Below are 19,206 nucleotides of genomic sequence, written 5' to 3' on the forward strand. Positions count from 1 at the left end.
TTTCGGACACGCTGACCGATTTCTATTTTCGAGTTTGACCTTGTCTGTCGATTTCATCACCAATTGCTTTGCAAGCACGGACATTTTCTACAGACATGCGGTTCGTCTCGCGCAAACCCTTTGTGCATTTATCGAAAGCCTCTTGCCCTGGTGTTGATTTGAAAACACCAAGACCATACAGCGCAAGGCAAAGTACCGTCGAAAAGCCAAATATGATCGCGATCGCCGAAAGAAAGTTTGGTTTTTGTTCCGAGGAGGAGTTGGTTGTCATTGAGTTTAAGAGATCTGGGTGATTTCAGAATTCCCGAGATCGCGCTAACCACAACTCCCGCAAAAGGGTGATCACCGCCCTGCCCTCAAAATCTGTCCAGCCGTCAGTTGCAGGCCCGGAAACACGGGAGACACAACCACCTCATCGCCTCGAAATTCTCTCGTTCGATAAGTTCCATCCTCAAGTTTCAGCACCGTCACCACTGCTCTAGTGGGGTCAACTTGCCAAAACTCAGGGATTCCCCGCGCGGCATACTCACGCGGTTTCTCGACATAATCACGATCGTAATTATCACTTCCAGGATTGCCCGGTGAAACGACCTCAACCACCAATGCTGGGGCGGGCATTTCTGGCATGATAATGTCGCTTCTGGCTCCCTCCAACGCGATCGCACACTCTTCGGTTAACACAACAAAGTCGGGTTCCCTTGCCGTTACCTTACGGCTTGTAATGGCAATTTGCGTTCCAATCGCAAGCAAATCCGTTGGAATGCCAAATCTGACGAATGCGCCAAATAGAAATGAGGCAATTCTGCGATTAATCGGTCTTTCTGGAGGCATCTCTACCAGCACCCCATCAACCAATTCATAGCGGGTGTCGGTTCCGTCTTCATAGTCAAGATATTCTTCGATGGTTCTGAATCGCGGCTTCGCTTGAGTCATGGCGTTTTATTTTTAGATTAGCGCGCTGTCAACTTGTGCGATCGGAAGTTGAGGAAACACATGAAAGAGCAAGAAGATTGACGATATCGATCAACCGTCAAATTTCACCCCAAAATCAGTGTCTAGCGCCCGTTCGATCCCCCTTAAAACGTCCTCCGTAATGTACTGGCGCTTACCTTTCTCGATCTCGTACCAATAGGCGGTTGAAATTCCCGCCTCAGTAGCCAACGCCTGAGCGGATCTACCACTAGCCTCTCTAAGCTCTTTGATCCGCTTCTCTAAGTCGGGAACCGTTACTCGAATCTGTCTCACAACATCCACTAGCATTTCTTGAATTCTCCTTGTTGATTCTACGCTTCTATTTTATATCATTTATCTACTGGTGTTGACAACTGTAGTATTAAACTCTAGTATAGAAGACAAGCAAAGAGAAAGCGCCCCGGTCTGGACAACTGAAAGCGCTTCCCTAAACCCCTATTAAGGATTTCAACTATTATGGCTCAACTAATTGGTAATCTCCAAACCCTGAATCGCGATCGCCGCGTCGAAGTCAGTCACACACTAGGCAAGATCACAGCCATCCAGCATGGTTACGCGACAACCTACACACTAGAGTGGAGCGGTCACTATCTCGGCGAAACAGTTCAAGGTGCTGACAAGCTCTTCTACGTTGGCACTGGTCAAGGCTACACGTTACCCGAAGTCGCTCACTATCTTCTGATTCAGTTCCTCGACAAAATTCGCCTCAGCAATGAGTGGGCGTTCAATCAGCTTATGCAGCAAGAATCTCTGCCTGTTGCTGCTTAACCTATCCGGGGCGATTAATCATCGCCCCGCACTCACCATACCAATTCGGACAGCGTGTCCGATTTCAAAAAGGAGCATCATGGCGAAATACAAGTTTTTGGAAGAACTAGAAGCGGTCGAAACGAAGTACAAGCGGTTAATCGAGATGCCGCCGAGCAAGCCTAAATATCGTTTGTGGCAGGTTGTTGAGCACGATCGCGGATACGGCAAAAATAAGGAAACGTCTCTCGGTCGAATTTGCGGGTTTCATTTTGTGCGAGTTGCGATCGCGCTTTTGGAAGGAGAAGGCTGCGAACCCGGCTGGCGCTATCACGTCGAGACTAACGAGGACATCCTAATTCTGCAAGAGTCCAATATCAAAAGAGTGGTGGAAGAACCGACTCAGCTTGAGAGGGAGGCTGAAGATGAGCAACCCGAATAATGCTGTCTACGTTTGGAACAATCCGATTTATCGATGGGGTTCCGGTTTTGTGTACCGAGGTTATTTCATTTGTCCTGTCGATAGTGGTTTTGATTGCCTACTTGGAGTTGCAGTGTTTGACCCTTTCGGGCAGGAGCTTGCTGACGAAACGACACATCAGCTTGTTTCTTCGATCGAAGAGGTTTGGCAAGTTGGGAAAACCTTTGTTGATTCAGAATTGCGGCGGCTCACTGAAGAGTCTCCCAATCTTGCCAAAACAATTTTGCTTGCATCTGAGAGGGAGGTTTGCTATGTCTAACTTTCCAGACTGCCGATTTCAGATTGGACAACGGGTGAGAGTGAGTGACCAGGGTGAAGAACTTTCCGGTGAAATCAAGGCGATTCTTTACGCTGAAACTGTTCCAAGTTGGAGTGAAGGTTGCGCGTGGTCGCGTCCTGGGTTCACTTACTTTGTTGAGTTTGATAGACCGAGGGCGATTCACGATATCGCGCATGAAAGCGAGTTAAACGAGGTGGAATGATGGCTCAAAGAACTGTCACAGTTACAACTGAATTACCTGTAGAACTGTGGCAGTTCGCGATCGACGTTTCTAAGCTAGTCGAACCAGCCAGAGTCGAGTATCTCAATCGGAAGCTAGCTGGTGACGACGAAAACAGTATTGTTCGAGAGCTACAACCAAAGTACGGAATTAACAAGCGCCAGGTAAACGCGATTCGCTCCGAGGTCAGAGGCGCGATTTCATGCGCAAAAGAAAGTCGGAAACTCCACATCAACACACTGGAGCTGCAAATTAAGTCTACAAAAGGGTGGCTAAAAACCGCGGCGAAATCACTTGCAAAACTGCCCGATGCTGTTGGGTTGCAGCATGGTCAACATCTTAGAGTTCAGAAGCGCTTCGCGATTCACCACAAGAAACGCCGGCTCCATCTGCTAGAGAAAAAGCTAGAACATTTGAAAAGCAAGCCGCTGCGTGTGTCGCTAGGTAACAAGGGTACGCAGTACCTTACGATTGGTACAACCAAGGAAAGCTTTGGTAATCATATTGCCCAGTACGACGGCGGCACAATCAAGTTTCGGGTTCCCTATGCGTTAGAAGCTAAGTACGGCAAAGCGATCTCATCCCCACTTAGATTTGAGCATGAACAAGGTCGGCGGTGGATTAATGATGCCATTCAAGCAAATCGCGCCCTGTCTTACCATATTTACTGTAAGGGCTTTCGTTGGTTCATCGCCTGTTGGATCAGTGTCCCAGAGCCACCCAGCCAATCACTTCCTCGGCAGTACGGCTGCATTGGAATTGATATCAATCCGGGCGTGATTGGTTGGGCTTACGTTGACTCGGATGGCAATCTCAAGCGCCACGGACAATTTAAGTTGAATCTACACAGCCGCAGGCGTGGTCAAATTGAGGCGGTACTTCATGACGTTACAAGGCGAATCGTGACAATCGCAAAATCACTCTCATGCCCCGTTGTCATCGAGGCCCTCGACTTTACTGCAAAGAGGTCACAGCTAAGAGAGCGAGGTAGGAAGTACGCTCGAATGCTTTCGGGGTTTGCCTACAGCAAGTTTGCTAAATTTCTTGATCAGAAGTGTCAACTAGCAGGTATTGAGTTAATCAGTGTAAAGCCCGCCTATAGCTCGACTATTGGACTCGTCAAGTTCATGCGGCAGTATGGGCTAAGCTCCGATACCGCCGCGGCCATCGTTCTAGCGCGTAGAGCGATGCGATTATCAGAGCGTATTCCTGACCACAACGCCTATCCGTCCGTGAAGGCTGGAAAGCACGTATGGTCCGCATGGAACGCGCTAAATAACACGCTGAAGTCTCTTCCAAGGCATCAGCACTTTACGCGACCTAACAGGTCACTAGAGGCCACGCCAGTTTGTGGGTCGCAAGACGGGCTTGCTGGCAAGCGAAATCGCACTTCTAGACGCGGTGAAACTCCGCAGCGGAATCGTAAAGCTGCCGTTAGCGATACGTGCCTAGACGTACACGGTTTTATCCAGCTACGTATAGGCTTTAATTAACGGAGTTAGTTTTTAGTCTTTGAAATCGGACACGCTGTCCGTTTTGACCCATGCCAGCAATTGTTCCGCCTCACTCTAAAACAGTCGCCTTTCAACTTGCGATCGCTGACTATCTCCAACAGCAAACCGGAATTGACTGGCGAGAGTTTAGCGATATTCTGCCTGTGCAGAAGTCAGGCGGACTGAACTACTCCGCGCTGGTTAGCTTTACTCAAAAAGAAAGCGATCGGGGGGATGAATATCTAACAAATAAATATCGCGTTCAAACGCGGTTCCGCTGCTCTGGTAACGATAAACGAGTGGTAGACGAGTCTTTGGGTGATTGGTGTGATTTTCTGGACGGTCTACTGCTTCGGTGCGTTGATATTCGCGGCACATTTCGCAGCGTCAATCTCTACGCAAAGATTCGGCTAGAGCCGCGATCTCCGTGGATTTTGAATATTAAAGAGAACCAAGACGAGGGAGCAGCGGGTACGATTTACCGCACTTGGGAACTAGAAATTTAGGAGTTGATCGTGGGCTATATTGCAATTTCTCTCGGAACCCGCACTGTTACTTTTCGCGGAATTATTGGCGGGTTTAAACCGCCGCGAGTCAGATCGGCTATGCCCGAAATCGAGAGATCGGCATCGGGGAATACGATTGTCAGAGGCGCTGTCACAGAGCTTCCGCACTTGTGGGAGTTTCAATCTGTGCTATCAAAACCTGACTGGCTGATCTTGGAAGCGATCGCGTTTGACTATGATGAGCGGCGGCGCAATTTCCAAGATTTCAAAATGCTGCTGACCGATACTTTTTTCGAGCATATTGAACGTGCCCCACGCACTCGCGCCACTGCTCCGGCTCCGCTAAATCAGGTTACAACGATCGGGGATTCTATCAGTTACTACGCTCAGTTCTACGCGCTGTTTGCGAAGATGCCTGAAGCTGTACAAACCGGGCGACTGTCTAACAGCGAAGAATGCGTGGTCGTCTCAGTAATCCTTGAGGAAGATGTCGAGAAAGTATCGCCAACCTAGCGCCCAGCTAACTTACTCTCAGCCTTGAATTATCCTGAGAAAATTAATTCCCAAATTACCCCAGATCCGTCTTGCTGAACCGGAGTCGCTTGCTCGATCGTATCTCCCTCATAAAGTTCAAACGCTCGATAGCCACCAGCGGAGCTATCACTATCGAGTCGAAAAGCAGCCATCTGAGGTGGAAGCTGCTTATCGAGATTTACAAAATCTAAGTTCAGCCCTTGAAAGTTTTCGCCTGCTTTTATCCAGTAAGTCTTATTAGTACTGGGGCGTTCCTCTGCCGCACAGCGGCAGTACCAAACCTGCGCGGGGACTTCACGACCTTGCGCTAGATACAACCCTTGAATTCGGGTATCGTTTTTCTGTTTAAGAATGGGGGCAACCATAGAGATCGCGAATACAATGCACTAAGATTTTGCACGATTGTTACTGTGACAGACCGAATTGTTTACGGCAAGCTTGAAAGATTGGACGGTTCCCCGTGGGGAAACGCCCCGCTTGTCTTTGAGCTGATTTCGGGGTCATACACTCTAGACGCGCTCCACCCCAGAGATCGCCGAAGTACTAAGACCAATACTAGCGGCGAGTTTGCAAAAGGACTGTGGTGTAGTGGTGAAGGAGTTGTACCCGCAGAGATTCGCTGCTATCTTCCTTCAGGCGAAACAGTTAGCTTTATCCTTCCTGCGGGTACAACCCCGATCAATATTTCAGCGCTGCTGGCGAATGGGCAACCTGTTCCGCCAGAGCGGCAACCAACGATCGTTGAATTAATTGACGATCGGATTGCTGCCCACAACTCAGATCCGAATGCGCATCCTAAGACTCGGCAAGTTTTATCGATCGATACTGACGGCGTGACAAGTTTCACGCTCAGCGAAGCGCCGAGCCTACCGCATCTTTCTGAGCTTTTCCTAAATGGCATCAAAGCGACTTACGGCGTTCACTACAACATCAACGCCGCTCAACTCAATTGGACTGATCCAATGCAACTTGAATCCACCGACTCTCTAGAGGTACTTTTCAGATGAGTTTTCTAACTCCCGCAAAGCACATTGACAAAATTATTGCGGCTTCGATTCGGCTATCCGGTGTTTCGGCGGCTGGTAACTCTACAGTTGTCACTTCTCAAATCACAACAGCGCTCAGCACGGCAGGCGATAAAGGGGTAAGTGTTCCACTCCAAATTTCAAGCAGTGGTGGACTAGGTGTCATTGTTACGCCGCCGAGCAACCGCTGCGAAATTTATAACGCTACCTCGAAGGACAAAATTAGCAGCGCGTCTGGGGAAGAGGTTTATGCACGGCTCACTCAAGCGAGTGGAGTCTACACGCTGAGTTTCTACACGCTGGAAAATAACGGCACTGAAACTGCGTATAGCTTCGGCTCATCTACACCAATCGACATTGAATTTAATTATCGCTTCGACTTTCGACGATTGCCCGCAGATGCAATTATCGGGATTCCGACTCGTAATATCTCCGAAGATCCGACTACTCCAACCGGGCAAACCCTGTTTCGAGAAAAGCTGAATGTGACGGGGACGAACACGATTGATCCTCTGAGCAAAACACCCGTCAATGCAACGGCAATCTTTTTAATCGTGAATCAGACCACGCTTGATGCGTTCGGCGGAAGCACCGCCGCTTTTGCCGTGAACCTAAGCACGAAGGAAGTGACATGGAACCCTGCAAACGCTGGCTACGATTTGGATACGACCGACCGAGTGATTGCTGTTTATTCAACAATTGAGTAATGCCAAAACCGAAGCAGATTAGCATCAAGGACGCAGTATTTCCGAACACGCAGATACTCACTGCAGCAAGCACGATCTCGGTTCGAGCAGGGTTTGCCGAAGACATTATCACGGTGAGTTCAGCGGCGAATGTCACACTGACGAGTAATCCGCGAATTCAGACGAGCGGGGTGAGCGATCGGCAGCAAATCACGATCGTTAACCTTGGTAACTTCAGTATCACCATTCCGAGCGGCGGCGCGGTGAGTTCGGCAGGATTGTCGATCGTCATTCGTAGCGGCAGAACTGCCACGTTTATCTATTCCGCGACACTGAGCCAATGGATTGCGATCTCTTCTGGATCAATGGCATTACAGCATGCGGATGCTGTAGACATCTCGGGCGGGAAGATAGCTGGAGGACTTGTTTATTCTGGGTCGGGCGTAAACTTTAATAATCGATCTCTGTTTCAAATTCTGTCGGGATTTGAAACAGCAGACAACATTACTAGCGATACATTTCAGGCTCTATCGAGCCAAGCGCAACTCAAAACAAACCTGTGGACAATTCAAGCAAGGCTCACAGCGTTTCCAACCGTTAGCCAGCTTCAGGCTTTAGTCCAGCCGTACCGCGCTACGACTCCCCTCGACTTCTTGCAGTCGTTCTTTACGGTCGGTAGGCTCGAAGACTGTATCGTTTTAGTGAACATCGGAACGCCGTCTGATGGACTCTATTATCTGTTCCAAAACTCAGCTAATAATCAGTTTTCGATTCTGCGCGTTCCTGACTCAGCTATCACTCTCAATGCGGGAGACTTAATTTACGCAAGAGCTGATAACAAGCTTTATCAAGTTGCCTCGATGAGTTATGGGGTAGATCCGCTTGACCCATTTGGGAACGAATATTTTTATCCAGTGGTTCAACCTGCGATCGACTTAACTGCGATTACGACTGAGCTAAGCAATCAATCGAACGCGATCACTGAATTGCAATCTCGATTGATTAAATTGGGCTACGTCTCTCCAACGTTTGATCACCCATCAACCAACGAGATCAAGAATTTGATGGCTGTCTCTGATGGAACAGATCCGGATGAATGGCTATTAATTCGGGCATCTGTTCCTACGTCAGGGCCAGGAAGCACTGTTGTTTGGACTCCAAACGGCATTTTTTATAAAAACGCTAGCAACAATCTGGTCAAAGTTCCGGCTTACGAATCGATCGGGTCGATTCCTGAAGGTACGCAGATCTTTTCTAGGCTTTCGTTCCGGTACTACGCAACAATCATCTTGACCGATAGTCCAACACGCTACTTTTTCGAGGAAGTCACCCCGATCGTTCAAATCAACGGCAGTGACGAAATCCTCGTCAACAATGACGGGGGAGATGTCACGGTTCAATTGGAGTCAGCATTCCTTGAGCGGATTGACACGATCGAGCAGGGTCTTGGAGAGAAGGCTAGTCTCGCGGATGTCGAATCTAGTTTTGCGGCTCCCCCTCCAATCGGATCAGAAACACCAAATACCGGAGCGTTTACAACAGTTGAAGCGGATTCGATTGATCTGAGATCGGGTACTTTCAAGTCAACGATCGACGCTGCAACACTCACTGCGGATCAATCGATCTTTGCTCCGGATGGCTCAGGTCAAATACAGTTGTTCCCGTCGGACTTCCCCCTACCCACGATATTCTCACACTTTATCGAGGGGGTAACTACGCCATGGGGAGCCTCCAACAGCGGAACGGGGTCGATCGTTGATCTTAATACGAGTGAGCCCGGGATTACGGGGGTTGCAGTGCTTAACGCTGGTAGCACCACCACGGGGCGGGCAACATTAACCAGCCGATTCTCGGGGACTTCAGTAATCCCGGTGTTTAGTTTCGCGGCTCACAAACAGTGGGAGTTTGCCTGTCGCTTCAAAATCTCAAACCTCAACGACGGCGTGAATGACTTTAATTTACGGTTAGGTTGTATGGATGTTCTGCCGGGAACTCCGACCAATGGGTTCGGGTTCTGGTATACGCCTGGTCAAGCGAGCTGGCAAATCTTCAGTGTTAACTCCGGCACTCTAACTCAAGTGAACACCAGCGTCGTAGTTAATACAAATTGGAATATTGTTAGAATTCGCAGATCTGGTCTGGGGGAAATCTCGTTTTATATGAATGATGTGTTAGTTGGAACAATATCAACCAACCTCCCAGCGTCAGCCGGAGCTGGAGCGATGCTAGTGAAAGCGAGTGGTACAACCCCTAGAACTGTTCCCCTAGACTGGATGTTTGCTGGCGCAAGAAGCTAGTTAGAGTACTATTGCGTTAGCTTTTTAATAAAAGGTAGTCATGGGAAATATTATGTACGACGGGGTTGAACTCCCTGAGTCTTTTCGATCGCAAGCGTGGCTCTTAGATCTGATCACAAGAGCGCGGGTTGGGGACAACTCAGCAACTCAAGTTTTAGGGGCGCTGCAAGTTGAGGTGCGCGACGTGAATAATGTAGTTTGGTTTACTTACACCGAACTGCCCGGATTCTAATCGTATCCAAGCTCTCCCGCGTACTCAGCTAGGGTATACAGGGAGAGTTTGGATAGACAGAAAATATTGCGGAATTCTACGAGATACGATCGCGAAAATGCAGCGCATAATTGAGGCACTGTTACTAACCCGTAACAATGAAACGTCACGCACCCGTCCGTAGTGTTCCCTTTAGCTTTATCGAAACTGCCATGAGAACCCTTTCTGATCTACTCGCGCTCATCCGTTCCGCTCTCTCTAGCAAAGACTCTGTTATTGCTGCAAAAGACGCTGTTATCGCGGCTCAAGCTGCTGAAATCGAGCGTCTGAAGTCTGAAGATGCAATCGAGGATGCAAATTACGAAAGTACGATCGCGACTTTAACCGATCGCGTTACTTCTCTTGAAGAGAAAGACGCGGCAACCCAAGCAGAAATTGACGCTGCTTACGACGAGTTCGACGGCGAACCTGTCGAGGAAACTTCCGGTGATGAAGTACCTGGTGATGAGGCTCCGGTAGACGAAGCACCTAGCGACGAAACGCCTGGTGATGAAGTACCTGGTGATGATGCCCCGGTAGACGAAACGCCCGAAGTGGAAGTTGAGGAAGTTCCTGCCGAGGAATCCCCAAGCTTCTAGATTTGTCACTCTGCAATCCGAAAGATCAGCCCGCCGAAAGGTGGGTTTTTTCTTGCCCAAATCGGTCAGCCTGTCCGAAATCAGGGTTGTATTTTCTCCGCTGCTTTTCTTAGTCGAGAGGCAACCACTTCCAATGCTTCCGCTACTAACTCATGCTCGTTGCGCGATCGAATCTTCCATTCAATCGCCAAATAATTATCAAGAATATCTGCAATCCTTTTCACAGAGACTGCTCTCTCTGATACCGGATCTTCCGTCTTAAGTGCGTCCGTTGCCATTAACTTGCCCGATCGTCTTGCTTTGATTCTAGCGATCGCTGAGTCATTAGTTTAGTATGCAAAGTTTTCATAAAGACAGTAAATGATCCGTAACCCTACTTGGTTCATTTTGTAATTCTTAAGAAACAATGAAGTCAGTTATAATAACCCCCGACACAAGCAATGAACGGTCCGAACAAGTCCTCTGAATATGCTGCTTTAGCTGAGGTTGTCAGCCAGTTAAAACAGTACTTTGACCGTTCGGATGCTAGATTCGACCGGTTGGAAATCACAATTCAAAGAAACAACGATGCCTTAATAATGCGAGTCAATTCTGTTGAGCAAGACCTGGAAGAAAAGATCGAGAAGCTTGAAGCGGAAGCAAAACAGCGAGATATCACGATCGCGAAACTAGAGACTCAACTCCACACCCTGAATCGAGTCTGCACCGCTGCCGCCGTTGCAATTTTTGGCGCGACTGTCGCGATCGTGGTTCCGAATTGGTTTCGACCCAGTAATGCTAAGACTCCAGCACTAGAACGCCCCAGCGAGAAGAAACAAACGGCACACTCGTATTTGTTTCTCTAGCACTTGATTAAGGTGCATGGGTTCACTAAGGTCCAGGCATCACCCATTCTTCGTCTGACTTCTATGTGCAAATGTGGCCCAGTCGAAAAACCAGTGCTGCCCACTTCCGCGATCGCATCTCCCGCTCGAACTTCTTGACCTTTGACTACAAGAATTCGATGAGCGTGAGCGTATAGTGTTTGGAAGTCTTCGCTTTCGACAATTACCGTGTTTCCAAAAGTGCCATAGCTCTGCGCGATTTTAACAATCCCGTCATGAGCTGCGAGAATCGTACTGCCTTGTGGAGCCGCGAAATCAGTTCCGCGATGAAAGCGCCTGCCGCCGTCGATTGGGTGAGTGCGTGGTCCGTATGGGGAAGATACGATCGCGCGTTTCGCTAACGGGTATTGCAATTCGGAAGCTTGAGCAACGATCGCCGGAATATCCAGGAACAACGGGAGCATCAAGGTGATGGTTTTACATCGGATTCGTTACTTTATATTTTGTTTATATTTATGAAGTAAGCTTGCGTGGTGTTGCGGAGAAATCGGTCAAGCTGACCGATTTGACTCCAAATGCCAGTTATCGAATTCATCTTTGATCTTGAAAGTACCGCCGTCTTTAGACTTGCGCGTTTCATCAAATAGAATTGAATCGCCATTGTGCACGATCGCTTGTGTTCCGCCTTTGTCTCGAAGTTCCTCCGGGAACAGAACGTCACTGTCATATCTGACAATTCTTATCTTCCCTAATGATTTACGTAGCCCAAAGCATTGATTCGCTAGCTGGCTGAACTCTTCAATCACAGCGCTGAATTTGTTGCCTGTTGGAGTGTAGAACTTTGCGGTTCCATGTTCGTAATCGATTTCGTAGCAGTAAAACGAGTAAGCCATAGTTTATCTCCTTGGACATTGAATAGAAATCGGTCACGCTGACCGATTTGGTTAACTGTCGTCCCCCACATCCAGATCGAGCAACCGATTCAGATCCTCAATGCTTGGAATTTGTTCACTTGGAGGATTCGCAGCGCCGATCGGATTCCCGTTATTGTCGAGTTCAGGAATGCTTGCCGCGAACCAGTCGCCATCGTGGTAGACCAACGCAGGGTATTTAATCCCTTTGAGTTGGCTAATTAAGCGATCGCGGATATGTTGATTGCTTCTCGCTCCTAACTTCAACATTTGAGTATCTTTCATCGCTTTGGCAATTCCCTGCGCGCCTGGGAAAATTAGCGTGATTTCGTCGCGAGTTTCAGCATTTAGACCGAGCACAGAGCTATTCATGTTTGTGGATACTAAGCAGAGCCGCCGCCTAATTTTGCGCGTGACTGACTCATAGTTCAGTTTCCAGTCTTGAACGATTTGCCCCGGTTTCTTCCCTGGAATTTTCAGCTTTTGCAATCGTCCGATCGTTGCTTTACCTTCTTCTAAAACAAAGAGCTGAGATCTAAAGTCACGCTTCCCGTTGCGGTATGCAGCAATATCTTGCTCAATCCCCTTATTGTCCTGCTCCATCCGCAGAACCATTTCCCCAAAATCAAACAGCACTTCGCAGCCCGACCAATCCTGTTGAGAGCCATAGATATCAAACACTGTGACCGAGCCGCCGAGGATATGCTTGCCCAGATATTTAGCTAAGAGTGATTTACCGCCGCCCATTTTGGCGATTAATCCTAGAATCGGATGTCGATCGGCATCCTTCAAACTATTCCAATCAAACAAAGCAGTTTCTGCGGTTGGATTGAGTCCAGTCGGGTCAGGAGAATTGGCGATCGTCTCAGGAGAACTGGCAGCACTCACCGGAACCGGAACCGGATAGAGCACCTGTCTCATTTTCTGAAGCTCGATTTGAGCGGGCAGAGTTCGGCGCAATGCTTCCGCTTCGATGTTGCAGCGCCGCTCATACGCCATCAGCTCGCGCTCAATGTCGTCTGATTCTTGAATTTCTTCGAGTGCATTTTCCCTTTCTGCCTCTAGGCAAGCTAATTCAGCAGCCCGATCCATTGCCTCGATCGTTGCAGGTTGGATACCCTTCTGAGCGCAGTACACCACACTACTTGCGAGTCCAAGCGTGATCGTGAGTGGAAGAATCCTAAAAGGTTTCGGAGTTGAAATCGATACCCCGATCCCAAGAATCGTGAAAATCATTAGCGCGGAAGACTGGATCAAGGATTTCCGAGACTGGCTCACAGTAGCAACCTCCAAAGCGCAACAACAACGATCGTCATAGCCACTCCGATCAGTACAGAATCAGCGCAAAAGTCGAGAACGTCTCGAATCGGATCTTTTCTCAGTGATTCAAGCTTGCGATTCAGTTCGGGTCGGTATCGCCGAATTTCAATCGCTTCGATTCGTAGTGCCTGGGATTCAGAAGAAGTCACGCGGTAATGCAGCCTCACTCCAAAACGCCGACTCAACTCAGCAAATTTATGGTGTTCACCCCATCGACGCGAGTTCCACCGCGCTTGGATGTTGCTACTCACGCCGATGTAAATCGGCTTGAAGGGATTCCACCACTGAATTGCATAGTAAACTCCGGGCTGGGCGGGAAGTCGGTTCTTATTGCGAAGGGCGACTGATGGGCGAAAAAATGGAGGGATTTCGAGTAGTCGCATATTAAAGACTCCAGACTACTATCCCGAGCACCATCACCCCGCAAAGTAAAAAACCGTAGGGCTGAAGATGGTCTTCGAGAATAAAGCTAACCAAAAACACAATGAACGCGATCGCGTGAAGCAGGAACGCCGCGCGATCTAGTTGGGCAAGGATGCCGTGTAGTAAAGCGAAGAGTGCTACACCTGCGAAAAAGGAACCTGCTAGGCGCAGGCTTGAAAGCAGATCAACCATATCAGCCTGCCTTGCGTCCGAACCTAATTACCCGTCCTGGAGTTGGCGCAAAGCTCGGCTCTTTCTGGGTTGGATTCGCGGCTTGCTCGCGTAATGCTCGATAGCGATCGACTAGAGAAGCCTTGCGAGCAGTGAGCCTAGCTGTTTCAAGTCCGGCTTGTTCCCCAAACTGTGCTTGCTCAAAATCACGATTGTTATTGTGCTTGTGATCTTCGAGCTTGATGCCCAACTCCATTTGCAAGCGGGCAAGATGCTCAGCGTTTGCGTTCCGCCGCTGTAGAATGCCCATTTGAGAATTGTGCTTGTACACTGCCTCAGACAGTTTCAAGTCATTCTGAGCGTCGTTATATCGAGCACTAAGAACTGATTTGCCAAGCTCTAATTTCTCTTTCTGAATTTCGGCAAATGTCTCTAAATTCTGCTCTTGAGTTCTGCGGTATTCCTTCCAGTACTCAAGCTGTGCTTGCAATGAAACGCGATCGCCCTTGGCATCATTAACGGTCTGTGCCGATAGCTCTCCCATTGGGAAATCCCACGGCAAGCCGTTGGCAAATTTCTCAACGTCTGACCATTTCGATCCCGACATTCCGAACGGCTCTGATTGCTCTCCGTTCAGTCCGACGACAGTTAGAGATTTAAACCGGTTAAACGCGCCTGCAAGACCCGCAAGTGACTTAAACATAATTTCCTCACTGTGAGCAGAATGCTAAACACTTCGAGCCAGATTGATTTTGCGCGGGAGCAGGAACAATAACGATCGACGGTTGAGGTTGTTGCTGCTGGACTTGCGGAACAGGCGCGGGCGGGCGAGCTAAAAGCATTCCAAGAATCACCAGCCCAATCGCACCCAAACAGCCACAAGCAATTACGAAGATCCGAACCGCTAGTGGATCGCCCATCACTACAGGCGGCTGGGTTGTGATGCTTGATTCCTCGATCGGAATCAGAGTGAGTGAGCGGTCTGGTTCTAGTTCGTCAATTTTTACGAGTTTGGGCGGGGAGACTCTGACGAGCATTGCATTTCTCCTGTAGTTGGTTGATTTGATACCCCTGAACAATCGAAGCGAGTGCAGCAAGCGCGGCTGTTCCTGTTACTGCTACCAATGCCAAGCAGCAGTAAGACTTCAAAGAAGCGATCGCTGATCTCAGCTCGGAAATCGTTTTTTCGGATTCCGCCTTCTGCTGCTGTCTCAGCTTACTGAGTCCGTTGAGATGCTCAATGATTTGAGCATTGGACTCAGTAAGTGTTTGAATCTGCGTTTCGTGGTCGATGATTGCAGCTTCAATTGAAAAGTCATGCAAGGACGATCGCGGCTGATTCAAATCGGTCGGGCTGTCCGGTTTGCGGTTGGTTGGTTTGGCGTAGGACCTCATAGCCACCTGAAACTTTTTTAATTGCGGTGTGTTCAGCCAAGAACTCTAGATAGAAATCGCCGTCGCTGGACGTGACCGTTTTCACCTTGCACCGAGATTCCGGCGCTTCCTCCTCGGAGTGCTGCGAAATCAGAGTTTCCCCTTCACCCATCAAGTCCTGAGTGAGAAAGCGAGTCTGAGTAAAGTCGTAATCCTCGACGGCGACAATTACGCCGTCTCGTCGATGCACGAACAGCAAGCGATGCTGACGGCTCCCCAGAGCCGCAGGCACAATCAGCAGGGACAGGGTTGAACGATCAGTTTTGACGAGTAATTTCTGAGTTGCGTTGATCATGGTTTGGCTCCTTGAGTGATCTGACATTTGGGCTGTACTGCAATCCAGGCGGTGCAGAGCGAAACCCCTAGCACTAAGCCCAGAACAAATGCAGCCAACACCCAAATTCTTGATTTCAGCGCAAAAATCGCACTCATGAACGCCAATCGCATCTGCCATTCGTGGCGAATCAAATCAAATTGAGTCGCTTGTTGCTGCTGCGCTTGCTCGATTTCTTGGCTGATTAGTTGCGATAGCTCATGGTCGGTCATGCCATTGAGATTTCGCAGAATACTAAACTCGATCGCGGCTTGTTGCTTCGCAAGTTGACCTGTGGACTCACAAACCTGCTGAGTCCGACTGGAAGAAACTTGCTGCAAATAGCGATCGTAATAGGTCATAGGTCGATGCCGTATTCCTTGAGAAATTCAGACGCGATTTGCCTGGAATCTTGAACCGCTTCTTTTACGGATGCTTTCGTAACTTGCAATCTTCGAGCGTTTTCGGCTTCGGTTAGAGGGAGTTGAGCTTCAACCTTGGTCGCAGCTTCTACCTCAATCATGGCGGGGACAGCGTTGTAAACACTAGCAACGATATCGGATGTCTCACCCACAATCGCGCGGGCATTCTCGATCGCGCTATCAATCTGCAATGCGCCCTGAGCAGCGAGCTTGCGACGGGCAGAATCTCCCTTTTTGCCGCGCTTGGGAGTATTCGGAACTGGGATGTTATTCTCTTGAATCGCGAGGTCGGACATCAAATTCCTCCAAAATTCGACGATGGACAAGTGGATAAAGCTCTTTGTAGCCTCTTCCCGTAAAACTTCGAGCGCCAAAGCGATGTAGTAAGGCGCAGGTGATTAGTCCTGACAGGATCGCCAGCGGCGCTGAATCTTCAGATTTTCCCGACACACAAAACCGAGCGCACCACCGCGAAAAGGTCGGGGCGGGGATGGGTTTACCTGCAACCGCATTACAGCGATCGCGGATGTAAGCGATCGAGATCTGAAGCTCGGTTGTCTCAGTTTCATGTGTGAAAGTTTGAACCATTTCCACCGATTTACTTGGGTTTGAGACTTTCATGTGTGAAAGTTCATTAAAAGACTAGCACATAATTTCCCTAAGAACGTACCTTAGTGAGTACTCAAAAGGTATATTTTGAATACAGTCTCAATGAGCGCGTATTATGACTAACGAAGCGATGCCCTTAGAAGCCCCTATCGACATGCCAGAAACCGACGCGCCTAAAATGGAAGTGGTTAAATTCTCTGTGCCAGCCCCTTTACTTGAAGAGGCGCGAGAACTCGCAAAGGCAGAGGGATGGAAACCCGCAGAGTTAGATCGAATTTTTTGGGAAAGAGGTTTCGCTGCGTATGCGGAAGGAAGCAACAAGCGCGGCGTAAACCGAAATTTACGGAAGCAACGATCCGAAGAATCGCCGTGACGCGATCGATAAATTATCAATGTCAGACAGAGAAACTAAATTCAGCTATTGGAGAAACACAGTGTCACAGCAAGCAAAAGTAGCGGGCGGTCTTCCTCCTGATCCTGATAACCCCGGCTGGGTGAAGGGGTGGGGAGTAGTCAGAAACAGTCCTTGGCATCTGTACGCAGTTTGTGTGACCGAGGGCGAGGCTAATCAAGCCTTGGAAGAAGCAGGGAGCGAATACCAAGTTATCTATGGATCGCATGAACTTGGCTACGACAGTTTTATGTCTGAGAGTTCTTCGATCGGGCGCTGAGCAAAAGTCGATCGACAAATTAACGGTCACGCCAAATCGGACAGCGTGACCGTTTTCTATTGGGAGCGCTATCGAACAGCTATCGAACAGCTATCGATAGCTAAATCACTGTTACAAGCTCAACTCTTTTCCCGCCCCGCCTAACCTCTGGCTGTCACAGTCCTCCCAAACCAGCGCCGCAGCTCGAAGTCGTCCTTCCAGGTGAATAGGCAGGCGCATTGTTTTAGTCGGCGTTTTAAACTTGTGACACGCCGCTGGAACTTCGACCCAATCGATCGGAAGAATTGCGAAGACATCATCGACTGAAATGCAGACCCCGCCGGATTCGTGCGCTCCAAGATACTCGGCAGTCTGACCAGCAAATTCGCCTTTGATTACTGTTACACTCATTTTTTGCTGAAGTGAGAGAAGCCTTTACAGGATATGCGTTGCGTTTAATTTTGGAACTGTGACAGGCGCTTTTGAAGTTGCCCAGAAAACGCATGGCGACTCTCCGATATTGGACTCAGATAGACAGCTCGAAGGTTTACAGCTTAGAGGTGTCCATCTAGTTCAAATTAACAAGATAAATAATGCGTAACTTTGCACCCCTCCTAATCGCCTTGGCGATACTCAGCTCTGATGTCCGCGATCGCATTTCGGACACTGCCGACACCGCAAGAGACATTTTGTTGATATGTATGTTGCTAGAACCACCGAAGCCACCGAAGCCACCGGTCGATCGCAATAAACGTAAGTAGTCTCGTCAAACACCCGTCCTCATTTTTGAGGACGGCTCTAACACAACTCAAGACCTAGATGAACGCCTTAGCAGTGAGTCTCTAGGTCTTTTTCATGAGAACCCTTTCATCGATCGCGCTAACCTTCCATCTTCTTGCTCCAGTCAACGATGCTTTTCAGGTCATCCCACCCCCGATCGTCGAAGTCGCGCAGTCTGCGATCGAGCTAACTGTCGAAGTGCAGGAAAGAAAACGTCAGCTCGACTACCTGTCAGATCAATAGCTTCGAGTTAAGGGGGATTCATCCTCCTTAAAATACTCTTAGTGAAAAATTTTAGTATTACGCTAAGCTGCTTGAGCGGGTTAACACTTTTGAATTCTTAATCCACTCAAAAATTAAACGGTTGATTAGCTATGAGTGATTTAGTCTCAGCAATGATAGGCGTAATGGGAACCCTTTTAGTAAAGGGTGAAGTATACAAATTTTTAGCAACTGTCTTCGGAGAGTCGGCAGAAAAAGTCTCTGAAACTATTGCCAATGAGATTAGATGTTTTAACATGCAAAGAACAGCAGAAACACTACTGAAAATCTGTGAAAGCTTCAATCAGGCCGGGATAGAAGCTCAATCAGTTCCACTCAAGAATTTAATTCCACTACTTGAAGGTATCTCTATAGAAGAAAACCCAACACTGCAAGAATGGTGGGCCAACTTACTAGAGTCAGCCATTGCAAAAGGTGGAATACATCCAAGCTATACATCAATTATGAAAGACCTAGATGCTTTAGATAGCAGGATCTTAGATCTGATGTTTTTGGAAAACAAAACGTTAGATCAGGTCAAGAAGCACGCGAAGGACGGTAGTCTTACAGCGTTAGGCAAAGCTATAGGCGTGGATCGCGAAACGCTTATTGAAAGAATTCAAGTCGATGAAAACTCGATAGAAGTCAGTATTGGTAACTTGGTTCGTCTCAACTTATGCACAGAAAAACACTTTTCAATAGATGGGGAGCTTGCCCCGCACCCCGCACTAGACAACAGAATTCTCTTGACTTCTTTAGGTGAAGCCTTCATCAAGGAAGCAACACGCGATCCGTAAGCTATAAGCGCGCAACTTCTTCTGAAAGCTCATTCGTTGCGAGGCTGGGATACAAGTGCACGTCATCATCCAGCCCGTAACCTGTCTCTAACCAGTACTCAGCCTGCGATCTCGCATCCGATAATTCATCCCGCGCGATCGCATTCTGTCTGATTTTCCAGCAAGGTTTTTGCTGGTAGTGTTCTAGATGTGTGGGCATAA

The 19,206-nt window shown here is 48.6% G+C and carries 35 protein-coding genes; 17 read left to right on the plus strand and 18 right to left on the minus strand.

Features of this window, described 5'->3' with window-relative positions:
• Positions 1-22: 22 nt before the first annotated feature.
• The 3 genes from LEPBO_RS0123860 to LEPBO_RS0123870 form a co-directional block, all read right to left on the minus strand.
• Positions 23-271 carry a hypothetical protein gene (locus LEPBO_RS0123860; RefSeq protein ID WP_017290114.1) on the minus strand — a complete coding sequence of 83 codons (249 nt, stop codon included), beginning with the start codon at positions 269-271 and terminating at the stop codon, positions 23-25.
• A gap of 71 nt (positions 272-342) precedes the next feature.
• Positions 343-933, minus strand: coding sequence for a Uma2 family endonuclease (locus LEPBO_RS0123865; RefSeq protein ID WP_017290115.1), 591 nt, complete (start codon positions 931-933; stop codon positions 343-345).
• 90 nt (positions 934-1,023) lie between these two features.
• Positions 1,024-1,260, minus strand: coding sequence for a helix-turn-helix domain-containing protein (locus LEPBO_RS0123870; RefSeq protein ID WP_017290116.1), 237 nt, complete (start codon positions 1,258-1,260; stop codon positions 1,024-1,026).
• Positions 1,261-1,428: 168 nt separating this feature from the next.
• On the opposite strand from LEPBO_RS0123870, the gene LEPBO_RS0123875 reads away from it, so the two are divergent.
• From LEPBO_RS0123875 to LEPBO_RS0123905, 7 genes are all read left to right on the plus strand, one after another.
• Positions 1,429-1,740 carry a hypothetical protein gene (locus tag LEPBO_RS0123875; protein ID WP_017290117.1) on the plus strand — a complete coding sequence of 104 codons (312 nt, stop codon included), beginning with the start codon at positions 1,429-1,431 and terminating at the stop codon, positions 1,738-1,740.
• Positions 1,741-1,819: 79 nt separating this feature from the next.
• A complete protein-coding gene (locus LEPBO_RS0123880; protein ID WP_017290118.1) occupies positions 1,820-2,161 on the plus strand; it encodes a hypothetical protein in 342 nt (113 codons plus the stop codon).
• A complete protein-coding gene (locus LEPBO_RS0123885) occupies positions 2,145-2,459 on the plus strand; it encodes a hypothetical protein (protein ID WP_017290119.1) in 315 nt (104 codons plus the stop codon). The genes LEPBO_RS0123880 and LEPBO_RS0123885 overlap by 17 nt, the downstream gene beginning before the upstream one ends.
• Complete coding sequence (locus tag LEPBO_RS0123890) at positions 2,452-2,682, plus strand: hypothetical protein (RefSeq protein ID WP_017290120.1); 231 nt, start codon at positions 2,452-2,454, stop codon at positions 2,680-2,682. The genes LEPBO_RS0123885 and LEPBO_RS0123890 overlap by 8 nt, the downstream gene beginning before the upstream one ends.
• Positions 2,679-4,193: an IS200/IS605 family accessory protein TnpB-related protein gene (locus LEPBO_RS38090; RefSeq protein WP_051077823.1), complete on the plus strand. Its 1,515-nt coding sequence runs from the start codon at positions 2,679-2,681 to the stop codon at positions 4,191-4,193. The genes LEPBO_RS0123890 and LEPBO_RS38090 overlap by 4 nt, the downstream gene beginning before the upstream one ends.
• A 50-nt stretch (positions 4,194-4,243) precedes the next feature.
• A complete protein-coding gene (locus tag LEPBO_RS0123900; RefSeq protein WP_017290122.1) occupies positions 4,244-4,699 on the plus strand; it encodes a hypothetical protein in 456 nt (151 codons plus the stop codon).
• 9 nt (positions 4,700-4,708) lie between these two features.
• Positions 4,709-5,212: a hypothetical protein gene (locus LEPBO_RS0123905; RefSeq protein WP_017290123.1), complete on the plus strand. Its 504-nt coding sequence runs from the start codon at positions 4,709-4,711 to the stop codon at positions 5,210-5,212.
• A gap of 29 nt (positions 5,213-5,241) precedes the next feature.
• Here the strand turns inward: LEPBO_RS0123905 and LEPBO_RS0123910 are convergent, their stop codons facing one another.
• Positions 5,242-5,598 carry a hypothetical protein gene (locus tag LEPBO_RS0123910; protein ID WP_017290124.1) on the minus strand — a complete coding sequence of 119 codons (357 nt, stop codon included), beginning with the start codon at positions 5,596-5,598 and terminating at the stop codon, positions 5,242-5,244.
• Positions 5,599-5,643: 45 nt separating this feature from the next.
• On the opposite strand from LEPBO_RS0123910, the gene LEPBO_RS0123915 reads away from it, so the two are divergent.
• From LEPBO_RS0123915 to LEPBO_RS0123945, 6 genes are all read left to right on the plus strand, one after another.
• Positions 5,644-6,240 carry a hypothetical protein gene (locus LEPBO_RS0123915; RefSeq protein ID WP_017290125.1) on the plus strand — a complete coding sequence of 199 codons (597 nt, stop codon included), beginning with the start codon at positions 5,644-5,646 and terminating at the stop codon, positions 6,238-6,240.
• Complete coding sequence (locus LEPBO_RS0123920; RefSeq protein WP_017290126.1) at positions 6,237-6,965, plus strand: hypothetical protein; 729 nt, start codon at positions 6,237-6,239, stop codon at positions 6,963-6,965. The genes LEPBO_RS0123915 and LEPBO_RS0123920 overlap by 4 nt, the downstream gene beginning before the upstream one ends.
• Positions 6,965-9,241 (plus strand): hypothetical protein, encoded by a 2,277-nt coding sequence (locus tag LEPBO_RS0123925; RefSeq protein WP_017290127.1) that lies wholly within the window; start codon positions 6,965-6,967, stop codon positions 9,239-9,241. Before LEPBO_RS0123920 ends, LEPBO_RS0123925 begins: the two co-directional genes overlap by 1 nt.
• Before the next feature lie 40 nt (positions 9,242-9,281).
• The gene (locus LEPBO_RS0123930) at positions 9,282-9,473 is read left to right on the plus strand and encodes a hypothetical protein (RefSeq protein WP_144056254.1); all 192 of its coding nucleotides are present in this window, start codon (positions 9,282-9,284) and stop codon (positions 9,471-9,473) included.
• Positions 9,474-9,610: 137 nt separating this feature from the next.
• Positions 9,611-10,090, plus strand: a complete 480-nt coding sequence (locus LEPBO_RS0123935; RefSeq protein ID WP_026148880.1) for a hypothetical protein — start codon at positions 9,611-9,613, stop codon at positions 10,088-10,090.
• Between the two features lie 440 nt (positions 10,091-10,530).
• The gene (locus tag LEPBO_RS0123945) at positions 10,531-10,935 is read left to right on the plus strand and encodes a hypothetical protein (RefSeq protein WP_017290131.1); all 405 of its coding nucleotides are present in this window, start codon (positions 10,531-10,533) and stop codon (positions 10,933-10,935) included.
• On the opposite strand, the gene LEPBO_RS38095 is transcribed toward LEPBO_RS0123945, so the two are convergent.
• From LEPBO_RS38095 to LEPBO_RS0124005, 12 genes are all read right to left on the minus strand, one after another.
• Positions 10,932-11,378 (minus strand): M23 family metallopeptidase, encoded by a 447-nt coding sequence (locus tag LEPBO_RS38095; protein WP_017290132.1) that lies wholly within the window; start codon positions 11,376-11,378, stop codon positions 10,932-10,934. The two genes, LEPBO_RS0123945 and LEPBO_RS38095, sit on opposite strands and share 4 nt — an antisense overlap.
• A gap of 87 nt (positions 11,379-11,465) precedes the next feature.
• Positions 11,466-11,807 carry a hypothetical protein gene (locus LEPBO_RS0123955; RefSeq protein ID WP_017290133.1) on the minus strand — a complete coding sequence of 114 codons (342 nt, stop codon included), beginning with the start codon at positions 11,805-11,807 and terminating at the stop codon, positions 11,466-11,468.
• Positions 11,808-11,858: 51 nt separating this feature from the next.
• Positions 11,859-13,103: a hypothetical protein gene (locus LEPBO_RS0123960; protein ID WP_144056255.1), complete on the minus strand. Its 1,245-nt coding sequence runs from the start codon at positions 13,101-13,103 to the stop codon at positions 11,859-11,861.
• Entirely contained in the window at positions 13,100-13,528 is a 429-nt protein-coding gene (locus tag LEPBO_RS0123965; protein WP_017290135.1) for a GIY-YIG nuclease family protein, read from the minus strand. Before LEPBO_RS0123965 ends, LEPBO_RS0123960 begins: the two co-directional genes overlap by 4 nt.
• 1 nt (position 13,529) lies before the next feature.
• A complete protein-coding gene (locus tag LEPBO_RS0123970; protein WP_017290136.1) occupies positions 13,530-13,760 on the minus strand; it encodes a hypothetical protein in 231 nt (76 codons plus the stop codon).
• Between the two features lies 1 nt (position 13,761).
• Positions 13,762-14,442 carry a hypothetical protein gene (locus LEPBO_RS0123975; protein ID WP_017290137.1) on the minus strand — a complete coding sequence of 227 codons (681 nt, stop codon included), beginning with the start codon at positions 14,440-14,442 and terminating at the stop codon, positions 13,762-13,764.
• A 7-nt stretch (positions 14,443-14,449) separates the two neighbouring features.
• Positions 14,450-14,776 (minus strand): hypothetical protein, encoded by a 327-nt coding sequence (locus tag LEPBO_RS0123980; protein WP_026148881.1) that lies wholly within the window; start codon positions 14,774-14,776, stop codon positions 14,450-14,452.
• Positions 14,736-15,062, minus strand: a complete 327-nt coding sequence (locus LEPBO_RS0123985) for a hypothetical protein (RefSeq protein WP_017290139.1) — start codon at positions 15,060-15,062, stop codon at positions 14,736-14,738. The genes LEPBO_RS0123980 and LEPBO_RS0123985 overlap by 41 nt, the downstream gene beginning before the upstream one ends.
• Positions 15,055-15,468, minus strand: a complete 414-nt coding sequence (locus LEPBO_RS0123990) for a hypothetical protein (RefSeq protein WP_017290140.1) — start codon at positions 15,466-15,468, stop codon at positions 15,055-15,057. Before LEPBO_RS0123990 ends, LEPBO_RS0123985 begins: the two co-directional genes overlap by 8 nt.
• Entirely contained in the window at positions 15,465-15,848 is a 384-nt protein-coding gene (locus LEPBO_RS0123995) for a hypothetical protein (RefSeq protein ID WP_017290141.1), read from the minus strand. Before LEPBO_RS0123995 ends, LEPBO_RS0123990 begins: the two co-directional genes overlap by 4 nt.
• Positions 15,845-16,204, minus strand: coding sequence for a hypothetical protein (locus tag LEPBO_RS0124000; protein WP_017290142.1), 360 nt, complete (start codon positions 16,202-16,204; stop codon positions 15,845-15,847). Before LEPBO_RS0124000 ends, LEPBO_RS0123995 begins: the two co-directional genes overlap by 4 nt.
• On the minus strand, positions 16,176-16,529 hold the full coding sequence (locus tag LEPBO_RS0124005; protein ID WP_144056257.1) for a hypothetical protein: 354 nt from the start codon (positions 16,527-16,529) through the stop codon (positions 16,176-16,178). The genes LEPBO_RS0124000 and LEPBO_RS0124005 overlap by 29 nt, the downstream gene beginning before the upstream one ends.
• 103 nt (positions 16,530-16,632) lie before the next feature.
• Here LEPBO_RS0124005 and LEPBO_RS0124010 point away from each other — a divergent pair, with 103 nt between their 5' ends.
• Together LEPBO_RS0124010 and LEPBO_RS0124015 are read left to right on the plus strand one after the other, a co-directional pair.
• Complete coding sequence (locus LEPBO_RS0124010) at positions 16,633-16,890, plus strand: hypothetical protein (RefSeq protein ID WP_017290144.1); 258 nt, start codon at positions 16,633-16,635, stop codon at positions 16,888-16,890.
• Positions 16,891-16,951: 61 nt separating this feature from the next.
• Positions 16,952-17,188: a hypothetical protein gene (locus LEPBO_RS0124015; RefSeq protein ID WP_026148882.1), complete on the plus strand. Its 237-nt coding sequence runs from the start codon at positions 16,952-16,954 to the stop codon at positions 17,186-17,188.
• 111 nt (positions 17,189-17,299) lie between these two features.
• On the opposite strand, the gene LEPBO_RS0124020 is transcribed toward LEPBO_RS0124015, so the two are convergent.
• Positions 17,300-17,578 (minus strand): hypothetical protein, encoded by a 279-nt coding sequence (locus LEPBO_RS0124020; protein ID WP_017290146.1) that lies wholly within the window; start codon positions 17,576-17,578, stop codon positions 17,300-17,302.
• A 444-nt stretch (positions 17,579-18,022) separates the two neighbouring features.
• On the opposite strand from LEPBO_RS0124020, the gene LEPBO_RS43010 reads away from it, so the two are divergent.
• Positions 18,023-18,190, plus strand: a complete 168-nt coding sequence (locus LEPBO_RS43010; RefSeq protein ID WP_017290147.1) for a hypothetical protein — start codon at positions 18,023-18,025, stop codon at positions 18,188-18,190.
• A 131-nt stretch (positions 18,191-18,321) separates the two neighbouring features.
• Positions 18,322-19,005, plus strand: a complete 684-nt coding sequence (locus LEPBO_RS0124030; RefSeq protein WP_017290148.1) for an Abi-alpha family protein — start codon at positions 18,322-18,324, stop codon at positions 19,003-19,005.
• 1 nt (position 19,006) lies between these two features.
• On the opposite strand, the gene LEPBO_RS0124035 is transcribed toward LEPBO_RS0124030, so the two are convergent.
• Entirely contained in the window at positions 19,007-19,204 is a 198-nt protein-coding gene (locus LEPBO_RS0124035; protein WP_017290149.1) for a hypothetical protein, read from the minus strand.
• Positions 19,205-19,206 lie beyond the last annotated feature (2 nt).

Origin of the sequence: Leptolyngbya boryana PCC 6306, from assembly GCF_000353285.1 — a bacterium.
GTDB lineage: Bacteria > Cyanobacteriota > Cyanobacteriia > Leptolyngbyales > Leptolyngbyaceae > Leptolyngbya > Leptolyngbya boryana.

Bases quoted from the DNA above. Each gene is read 5' to 3' on its own strand.
- LEPBO_RS0124030 (WP_017290148.1), top strand. From the start codon at position 18,322: ATGAGTGATTTAGTCTCAGCAATGATAGGCGTAATGGGAACCCTTTTA.
- LEPBO_RS0123890 (WP_017290120.1), top strand. From the start codon at position 2,452: ATGTCTAACTTTCCAGACTGCCGATTTCAGATTGGACAACGGGTGAGA.
- LEPBO_RS0123965 (WP_017290135.1), bottom strand. From the start codon at position 13,528: ATGCGACTACTCGAAATCCCTCCATTTTTTCGCCCATCAGTCGCCCTT.
- LEPBO_RS0123860 (WP_017290114.1), bottom strand. From the start codon at position 271: ATGACAACCAACTCCTCCTCGGAACAAAAACCAAACTTTCTTTCGGCG.
- LEPBO_RS0123885 (WP_017290119.1), top strand. From the start codon at position 2,145: ATGAGCAACCCGAATAATGCTGTCTACGTTTGGAACAATCCGATTTAT.
- LEPBO_RS0123995 (WP_017290141.1), bottom strand. From the start codon at position 15,848: ATGACCTATTACGATCGCTATTTGCAGCAAGTTTCTTCCAGTCGGACT.
- LEPBO_RS0123970 (WP_017290136.1), bottom strand. From the start codon at position 13,760: ATGGTTGATCTGCTTTCAAGCCTGCGCCTAGCAGGTTCCTTTTTCGCA.
- LEPBO_RS38090 (WP_051077823.1), top strand. From the start codon at position 2,679: ATGATGGCTCAAAGAACTGTCACAGTTACAACTGAATTACCTGTAGAA.
- LEPBO_RS0124020 (WP_017290146.1), bottom strand. From the start codon at position 17,578: ATGAGTGTAACAGTAATCAAAGGCGAATTTGCTGGTCAGACTGCCGAG.
- LEPBO_RS0123945 (WP_017290131.1), top strand. From the start codon at position 10,531: ATGAACGGTCCGAACAAGTCCTCTGAATATGCTGCTTTAGCTGAGGTT.
- LEPBO_RS0123955 (WP_017290133.1), bottom strand. From the start codon at position 11,807: ATGGCTTACTCGTTTTACTGCTACGAAATCGATTACGAACATGGAACC.
- LEPBO_RS0123880 (WP_017290118.1), top strand. From the start codon at position 1,820: ATGGCGAAATACAAGTTTTTGGAAGAACTAGAAGCGGTCGAAACGAAG.
- LEPBO_RS0123990 (WP_017290140.1), bottom strand. From the start codon at position 15,468: ATGATCAACGCAACTCAGAAATTACTCGTCAAAACTGATCGTTCAACC.
- LEPBO_RS0123980 (WP_026148881.1), bottom strand. From the start codon at position 14,776: ATGCTCGTCAGAGTCTCCCCGCCCAAACTCGTAAAAATTGACGAACTA.
- LEPBO_RS0123925 (WP_017290127.1), top strand. From the start codon at position 6,965: ATGCCAAAACCGAAGCAGATTAGCATCAAGGACGCAGTATTTCCGAAC.
- LEPBO_RS0123930 (WP_144056254.1), top strand. From the start codon at position 9,282: ATGGGAAATATTATGTACGACGGGGTTGAACTCCCTGAGTCTTTTCGA.
- LEPBO_RS0123920 (WP_017290126.1), top strand. From the start codon at position 6,237: ATGAGTTTTCTAACTCCCGCAAAGCACATTGACAAAATTATTGCGGCT.
- LEPBO_RS0123870 (WP_017290116.1), bottom strand. From the start codon at position 1,260: ATGCTAGTGGATGTTGTGAGACAGATTCGAGTAACGGTTCCCGACTTA.
- LEPBO_RS0123900 (WP_017290122.1), top strand. From the start codon at position 4,244: ATGCCAGCAATTGTTCCGCCTCACTCTAAAACAGTCGCCTTTCAACTT.
- LEPBO_RS0123875 (WP_017290117.1), top strand. From the start codon at position 1,429: ATGGCTCAACTAATTGGTAATCTCCAAACCCTGAATCGCGATCGCCGC.
- LEPBO_RS0124035 (WP_017290149.1), bottom strand. From the start codon at position 19,204: ATGCCCACACATCTAGAACACTACCAGCAAAAACCTTGCTGGAAAATC.
- LEPBO_RS0123935 (WP_026148880.1), top strand. From the start codon at position 9,611: ATGAAACGTCACGCACCCGTCCGTAGTGTTCCCTTTAGCTTTATCGAA.
- LEPBO_RS0123975 (WP_017290137.1), bottom strand. From the start codon at position 14,442: ATGTTTAAGTCACTTGCGGGTCTTGCAGGCGCGTTTAACCGGTTTAAA.
- LEPBO_RS0123865 (WP_017290115.1), bottom strand. From the start codon at position 933: ATGACTCAAGCGAAGCCGCGATTCAGAACCATCGAAGAATATCTTGAC.
- LEPBO_RS0124005 (WP_144056257.1), bottom strand. From the start codon at position 16,529: ATGAAAGTCTCAAACCCAAGTAAATCGGTGGAAATGGTTCAAACTTTC.
- LEPBO_RS0124000 (WP_017290142.1), bottom strand. From the start codon at position 16,204: ATGTCCGACCTCGCGATTCAAGAGAATAACATCCCAGTTCCGAATACT.
- LEPBO_RS43010 (WP_017290147.1), top strand. From the start codon at position 18,023: ATGAGAACCCTTTCATCGATCGCGCTAACCTTCCATCTTCTTGCTCCA.
- LEPBO_RS38095 (WP_017290132.1), bottom strand. From the start codon at position 11,378: ATGCTCCCGTTGTTCCTGGATATTCCGGCGATCGTTGCTCAAGCTTCC.
- LEPBO_RS0124010 (WP_017290144.1), top strand. From the start codon at position 16,633: ATGACTAACGAAGCGATGCCCTTAGAAGCCCCTATCGACATGCCAGAA.
- LEPBO_RS0123910 (WP_017290124.1), bottom strand. From the start codon at position 5,598: ATGGTTGCCCCCATTCTTAAACAGAAAAACGATACCCGAATTCAAGGG.